This is a genomic window from Chitinophaga sp., from assembly GCF_036566945.1.
Taxonomy (GTDB): domain Bacteria; phylum Bacteroidota; class Bacteroidia; order Chitinophagales; family Chitinophagaceae; genus Chitinophaga.
In genome coordinates this window covers 1-6,534 of sequence record NZ_DATCVJ010000150.1, presented here as the reverse complement: position 1 = coordinate 6,534, position 6,534 = coordinate 1, and the positions used below count along the sequence as shown (strand labels likewise).

The following is a 6,534-nucleotide window of genomic DNA, read 5'->3' as shown; positions in this document are numbered from 1 at the left end:
AAGAATCTGCCAATATAAACGCCCATACCACAGAGGAACATTACCGGGAAAGTAAACAACCATGCGGGCCAGCGGGAATGGCGTTGACTCCACATATTTTCCATACTGCGAATAGAAATGTATCCCAGCATCATGCCATTCCAGGCGAAGGAAAAGATGACAAACAAATCGAACCACAGGGGTACGCCGCCATCAAAGAGATGAAAGAGGTCTGTGAGAATATAGGGGGCATTGGGAATAAACAACAACCAGCAAATAAAGTAGCCATACCAGTTATACCGGTTCTTTATTTGCTCCGGATGTTTCTCCATCCAGCGGGTAATGGCAAAGGGCACATAGGCCAAAAAAAGGTTCCATATCAGGGAAACGCGCAGGTTACTGCCCGTGTGAATAACACGACACAGGAGCAACGCCAGACTAAACAGGACGGAGGCATACAGCGTGTATTGCGGCCGGGAGCGGCTGATACGATGTTGTGCTAAACGGATAGTTCTTTTCAATTGCATATGGTTATGATATTAGATGGTTTTTAAAATATAGGGGATAAATATGACAGCCCCGATAATAGCGGCGGCTATGGCTGCTATCAGTACTCCGCCGGCAGCTACATCTTTGATGAACTTTACTTTAGGATGTAGTTGCGGCGAAAGATGATCCATTATTTTTTCAATGACCGTATTCAGCATTTCCGTTGTCCACACCAACGCAGTAGCCAGGATGATCCAGATCCATTCCGGCGTAGCTATTTTATACCAGCAACCGGCAGCCACTACAACGATGGTAGCGATAGCATGAATGCGTGCATGAGGCTCACTGCGCAAGAAGGCGCCAATGCCGTTGAATGCGTATCCGAAGCTGGCTAACCGTTTGCTGATATAAGAATTTCCCATGTTTATTTTTATTGCGTAATAGTGGTGGTTTTGTGTCCTAACTTATCCCATTTGATGGTAGTGCTGAAGTACATGATCAGTGCCAGGATAACGAAGAGGCCTAAGCTTCCCATGAGCAGCGCCTGATCTTCGGCACTAATGATTACATAAATAAATCCGTAAATCAGGGTAAGTGTGGCTCCTATGCCTGCTGCAATACGGATGCTTTTAAAGGCAGCAGCCGTATATGCAATAATCAGACCTATCGTGAGTACACTGGCAATAATATAAGCCATAATAAAGTTAATTTGTTCTGAAATAGATATGAGCAGGGTATAAAAAATACAAAGGGCTAAGCCGATGAGGGCATACTGTATTGGATGAAGGGCGCGGCGCTGTGACAATTCAATAAAATAAAATACAAAGAAGGTTAATCCGATGATCATGATGGCGTACTTCACGGCACGCATAGACATCTGGTAGCTTTCGGCGGGCATGAATAATTTGATACCAAAATCGGCTGAGTGGATATTAAACTTTTTACCTTCCCAGCTCTGGGGATAGCTACGGTTCAGGTGCTGTATCTGCCAGGCAGCCGCAAAGCCTTTATCGTCTACCCTCCTGGTTTTAGGAGGAAATGCTTCATCAAAGCTGGGGTTAGGCCAGCTGGAATTGATGGCGACTGTGGTTGTTTTACCAATGGGGGAGAAGCTAATCCTGCCGGAGCCTTTTACGCCCAGCTCCAGGGAGAAGTTACCGGCCAATGCAGCGGTATCTCCTGGTGTGATGGTCACCGGCGACTGAATACCGCTGGTAAACAAATCGCTGTTGACCACACCCGGGTTGAACGGGTAGTTCTTCCCATTCCACACCATCTGCACCTGGTTATCAATGCCACGAAGATCGCTAATACCAATGAGTAAGGTCGCATGTTCCCAATCTAAGGCGGAAGGAGAGATGTTGAGAGACGCTAAGGCTGTCCCACTAAAGGCGCCACTCAGTTGCATTTTAGCGTTGTACACCGCCACATTGAAAATACCTCTTTGTAGTTTTTCGGGCAATAGTTCCCCGTTGATTTTAAGATTTTCCGGCAACAGGTAAACGTACTCGGCGTCACTTCCTGATTTGGATTTATAGGGGATGGCCAGTACCGGACCGGTAATATTCTGTTCATTTCCCCAGCGGCTACTCACTTCTTTGGTAGCTTCTTCTTGTCTGTCGCGGCGTTCCCAGATGAGGCTTTGGATCATGGTGGCGGGTATGAGCAACACCATGATCAGTATTACAATAATACCGGCTTTAAGTGCGTAGGCGTACCGGTCAAAGAAAGAAAGTGGTTCATTAGTTGAAGGTTCCATATTTCATTTTTTAAAAGTGCTTTGTATTTCAAAGTGAAAGGGCAAAAAAAATTTATTTAGTGAATTTTATCATGTGTTCCAGCGCGGCAAGATGCCCTTTAAAGGCTTTCTCGCCGGCAGCGGTGATCGCATAGGTTGTATTGGTTTTGCGGCCAATAAAGCCCTTATGCACTTTCAGGTAGCCGTTTTCTTCCAGTGTATTGAGATGAGAAGCCAGATTACCATCTGTTACTTCCAGCATTTGCTTGAGGTCATTGAAATTCACTTCCTCATTCACCATCAATATACTCATCACGCCCAGGCGTATACGGCTCTCGAATATTTTATTTAAGTTACCTATCGGGTTCATGCTATTGATTAAATAGTCCTTTTCCGTTCATATTTCCACCACATCAATGCACCATAAATGATGTGAAGCAGACCAAAACCTGCTGCCCAAAAATAAAGTCCTTTGCGCAAAAAGAAAAGATTAAGTATGCCGAGGATGGTTTCGCAGATACCCAGGTACTTGACATCCGGTAAAGTATACTTACTGGCATTAATAATGGCCAACCCGTAAAATACCAGGCAGGTAGGGGCTACCAGTACTTCAAAGTGATTAAACAACAGTCCGGCAATAAAGGCGCCACCAGCTCCTAATGGAATGGCTGTGTTGATCAGCACCTTGCGCGCCGTTAAATCCCAGATCGGTAAATTATTTTGTCTCGCTTTACGCCAGGTAAAAAAAGTTCCTCCCGCCAATGCTGCCGCCATTACGGCTAATCCCAGGGCTATTAAACGATACTTTAATGTTCTGTAATCTGCGTCATTATAAGCACCCGTGGCATCCCATCTGTTATAATATTCCACCAGCCAGTTACGCGCTATAAATGCGCCCACAAGCCCGCTGATGCCGGCCGATATGCCACTCAATCCACTTAGCGAAATGAAACGGCTGCTCCGTTCCATGAGGCGTTTTATGTCTGTTAATGCTTGCAGATGTTGTTGGTCAGTCATACAGAAAAGTACTTTGCCTTACAAAGCTAATGGAAATATTTGAATATTAAAATATAATTTTTTGTTATAACTACGTTACCTAAAGGATACCGTCTGCGAAGAATAGCGATAAATAATATAATATTGTTGTCAGATATGGTTGGCTGGAAAAGAATATTAGCAATAATCATCGGCGTAAGCGTTTGGTGTTCGGGTTTGATGGCGCAGCAGTATAAGGTTAGTGGAGTGGTCAGGGACGCGCATTCTCAGGAAATCATCCCCTTCGCCACTCTTCAGTTCGTACGTACCCAAACAGGTATGGTTAGCAACGCGGAAGGGAAATACCTGTTCGAACTAAATGTTATCCCATCAGATTCATTACTGGTAAGGGTAATGGGATACACTATCCTTAAACTCCCGGTAAATAAAGACCTGAAAGAGCAAACGATCAATTTCGAAGTTACCCGCTCAGATGTTTCTCTTAAAACATATGAAATAAAGGCCAATGTAAACTGGGCCCTGATCCTGCTCAAACAAATTATTAAACATAAACCGGAAAACAATTATAACCGCCTCGATAATTATAAATATGAGGTGTATAATAAGCTGGAGCTGGACATGAAGAATCTCAATAAAGAGAAACTCGGGAGAAACCGCTTCACCAAACCATTCGCGTTTATATTCGATAATATAGACAGTACTTCGGAAGACAAACCCTTCCTACCCATTTTCCTCACAGAAACATTGTCCGATTATTATTTCCAGGCGAGCCCACGCAAGACCAAAGAAGTGATTAAAGCCGCACGTACCTCCGGCATCGACAATGAAAGCGTGACCAAATTCCTGGGAGGAATGTACCAGAACATCAATGTGTACGATAACTTCATTCCGGTATTTGATAAACAGTTTGTAAGCCCGATACATCATAACGGCGCATTCTATTACGACTACTCAATTGCAGATACGCAATACATCAGCGGACAACGGTTCATTAAACTAAACTTTACGCCTAAACGAAAAGGAGAAAACACCTTTATCGGGGATCTCTGGGTACATGATACCACTTACGCGGTACAGAAAATGACCTTGTCAGTTCCCAGGGACGCCAATATCAATTTCGTACATAAAATAAGCATGGTGCAGGAATTCCGCCAACTGCCAGATAGCAGCTGGTTCCTGTATAAAGATAAATTTATAGCCGACTTCTGGGCACCCAGTCCCAGACCCGGGAAGACACTGGATTTTATTGGCCGAAAAACAACGACCTACGACAACGTAGTTACGAATGATACCGCTGCCACTAACATCTTCAGTGACAAAAAATATCCGGAACCGGTAGTCGTGCTGGATAGTGCACGCATCCGGAAAGACTCGTTCTGGATGGATAACCGTCCGGAAGACCTCAGCAAAAATGAAGAAGGCATTTACAAAATGGTGGATACCCTCCAGAAAATGCCGCTATTCAGAACTTATTCCAATACCATCCGCTTTCTGGCTACCGGCTATAAACCCGTAGGCCCTATTGAGTTTGGGCCTTACTACTACCTCTTTTCTCAAAACAGACTGGAAGGCTTCCGCTTAAGAATGGACCTGGGTACTACCCCTAAATTCAACAAAGATCTTTACCTGTATGGCTACCTCGCCTATGGATTTAAAGACCATGTTTATAAGGGAAAAATGTCTGCTTTATGGCTGTTGAAAAGACATCCGCGTACCTACATCTATGCGGCATATACAAAGGATCTGGACAATGGCACACACTACTATGATGAAGTAGGCACAGATAACATTTTTACACTGGCCATACGCAAGGCCGGTGTACCACAGAAATTTTTAATGGTAGAAGAACAACGCGTGGAATTCTTCAAGGAATACTATAGCGGTTTTTCTCATCAGATCAACCTGGTACATAAACAGGTAAGGCCGTTTGAACCGCTGCCCACCGCAGCATTTTATCCGAAGGAATCTAATAACCGCGATCCTCTGACCAGCACAGAAGTGGAAGTAAAATTCCGCTACGCGTTCCATGAACAATTCCTGGAAGGTAATTACTACCGCATCAGTTTAGGTAGTAAGTATCCTATTGCAGAACTGAAACTCGCGGCAGGTATACCCGGCATCGCCAACAGCGGCCAGCAATACCAACGCGTGTCTCTCAGTGTATCCGACTACGTTAAACTGCCGCCATTTGGGTCTATTTACTACAATGTATTCGGTGGTAAAATTTTCGGTACCGTGCCCTACACTTCGCTGGAAGTACATCCCGGTAATGAAATTTACTACTATAACAAATATGCATTTAACATGATGAACCGCTTTGAGTTCATCAGCGATCAATACGTAGGATTTAACGTAGAACATACCATCGGTAACGGTATATTCGGTTACATTCCATTGATCAAAAAATTGAAATGGCGCCAGTTCTGGACAGCGAAAGGGGTGATCGGTTCCTTATCTGAATCCAACAAACAACTGAATCTTTACAACGGCTATCCGTTCAAAACCTTAGAAGGTAATCCTTATCTGGAACTCGGTACCGGTATAGAAAATATTTTCAAATTCCTGCGGGTAGACTTTATCTGGAGAGTAACACCGGATGTAACGCCGGGAGAACCGGCCAACAAACGTTTCGGCGTGTTCGGCAGTTTCAAACTACAGTTCTAATTGTTTGCTCATGAAAGATGTAACACATACACCGCTCGGAGAGAGCCTCCTGCGAGGTGAAATTGACGGCACCTACTACGATTTGCAGAACGATTTCCAATGCATCAAAATGCAACTGGATGGATCGGATAAAAAACTGCAGCTAAGATTCACGAATGATGATTTCAAAATCATTGTAGAGTTTCATCAGGTTACTATCACCAGCTTCAGCATTCATCCTGAAAAAACAGGTAGCAGCGGCACACTGGAGCATTTTTACCGCGGGCAATTTAAATACAATAACAACCTCCACGAAATGACGGCCCAGGGGAAATATTACTACTACCTGGCGCTGGAAGAAAGAGATGCGATAGAGCTTTTCGCCAAAAGCGTAACATTATCATTAAGCAGGCTCAATTCCTGATACATGAAGTATTTATTACTCTTGCTGATCAGCTGTATGTTTTGCTCCTGTTCGTATGTGCGGGAGAAACGGAAGGAACGGCAAATAAAGACATGGAATGAGCGAACGGCCACCGCCCATAATAGGTTTATAAAAGACAGTCTGCTAATGCATCCGGGTATCAATCGTTAGTAATCCCAACCATCAATACCCTGATCACTTATCAAATCGTATCCGCCGCTTCACAAATCAGCTTACAGGCCCATTCTATTTCTTCGGGCGTAAT

Annotated in this window: 7 protein-coding genes; 2 read left to right on the top strand and 5 right to left on the bottom strand. The window is 44.2% G+C overall.

The features are described 5' to 3' along the window. The 5 genes from VIP81_RS04420 to VIP81_RS04400 form a co-directional block, all read right to left on the bottom strand. Positions 1 to 506, bottom strand: a 506-nt coding sequence (locus VIP81_RS04420; RefSeq protein WP_331957266.1) for a DUF1361 domain-containing protein, incomplete at its 3' end; no start/stop codon positions are given. A gap of 12 nt (positions 507 to 518) precedes the next feature. Beyond that, positions 519 to 890 carry a diacylglycerol kinase family protein gene (locus VIP81_RS04415; protein WP_331957265.1) on the bottom strand — a complete coding sequence of 124 codons (372 nt, stop codon included), beginning with the start codon at positions 888 to 890 and terminating at the stop codon, positions 519 to 521. Between the two features lie 8 nt (positions 891 to 898). Beyond that, positions 899 to 2,227, bottom strand: coding sequence for a cell envelope integrity protein CreD (creD, locus tag VIP81_RS04410; RefSeq protein ID WP_331957264.1), 1,329 nt, complete (start codon positions 2,225 to 2,227; stop codon positions 899 to 901). A 52-nt stretch (positions 2,228 to 2,279) separates the two neighbouring features. Further along, positions 2,280 to 2,576 carry a winged helix-turn-helix domain-containing protein gene (locus VIP81_RS04405; protein ID WP_133806897.1) on the bottom strand — a complete coding sequence of 99 codons (297 nt, stop codon included), beginning with the start codon at positions 2,574 to 2,576 and terminating at the stop codon, positions 2,280 to 2,282. 8 nt (positions 2,577 to 2,584) lie between these two features. Further along, the gene (locus tag VIP81_RS04400; protein ID WP_331957263.1) at positions 2,585 to 3,223 is read right to left on the bottom strand and encodes a hypothetical protein; all 639 of its coding nucleotides are present in this window, start codon (positions 3,221 to 3,223) and stop codon (positions 2,585 to 2,587) included. Positions 3,224 to 3,358: 135 nt separating this feature from the next. Between VIP81_RS04400 and VIP81_RS04395 the strand changes: the two genes are divergently transcribed. Together VIP81_RS04395 and VIP81_RS04390 are read left to right on the top strand one after the other, a co-directional pair. Then, positions 3,359 to 5,866, top strand: a complete 2,508-nt coding sequence (locus VIP81_RS04395) for a DUF5686 family protein (protein ID WP_331957262.1) — start codon at positions 3,359 to 3,361, stop codon at positions 5,864 to 5,866. A gap of 10 nt (positions 5,867 to 5,876) precedes the next feature. Then, positions 5,877 to 6,269, top strand: a complete 393-nt coding sequence (locus VIP81_RS04390) for a hypothetical protein (protein WP_331957261.1) — start codon at positions 5,877 to 5,879, stop codon at positions 6,267 to 6,269. The last annotated feature ends 265 nt before the right edge of the window (positions 6,270 to 6,534 follow it).

Excerpts from the sequence above, each read along its gene's own strand:
- VIP81_RS04415 (WP_331957265.1), bottom strand. The coding sequence starts at position 890 with ATGGGAAATTCTTATATCAGCAAACGGTTAGCCAGCTTCGGATACGCA.
- VIP81_RS04390 (WP_331957261.1), top strand. The coding sequence starts at position 5,877 with ATGAAAGATGTAACACATACACCGCTCGGAGAGAGCCTCCTGCGAGGT.
- VIP81_RS04400 (WP_331957263.1), bottom strand. The coding sequence starts at position 3,223 with ATGACTGACCAACAACATCTGCAAGCATTAACAGACATAAAACGCCTC.
- VIP81_RS04405 (WP_133806897.1), bottom strand. The coding sequence starts at position 2,576 with ATGAACCCGATAGGTAACTTAAATAAAATATTCGAGAGCCGTATACGC.
- VIP81_RS04395 (WP_331957262.1), top strand. The coding sequence starts at position 3,359 with ATGGTTGGCTGGAAAAGAATATTAGCAATAATCATCGGCGTAAGCGTT.
- creD (WP_331957264.1), bottom strand. The coding sequence starts at position 2,227 with ATGGAACCTTCAACTAATGAACCACTTTCTTTCTTTGACCGGTACGCC.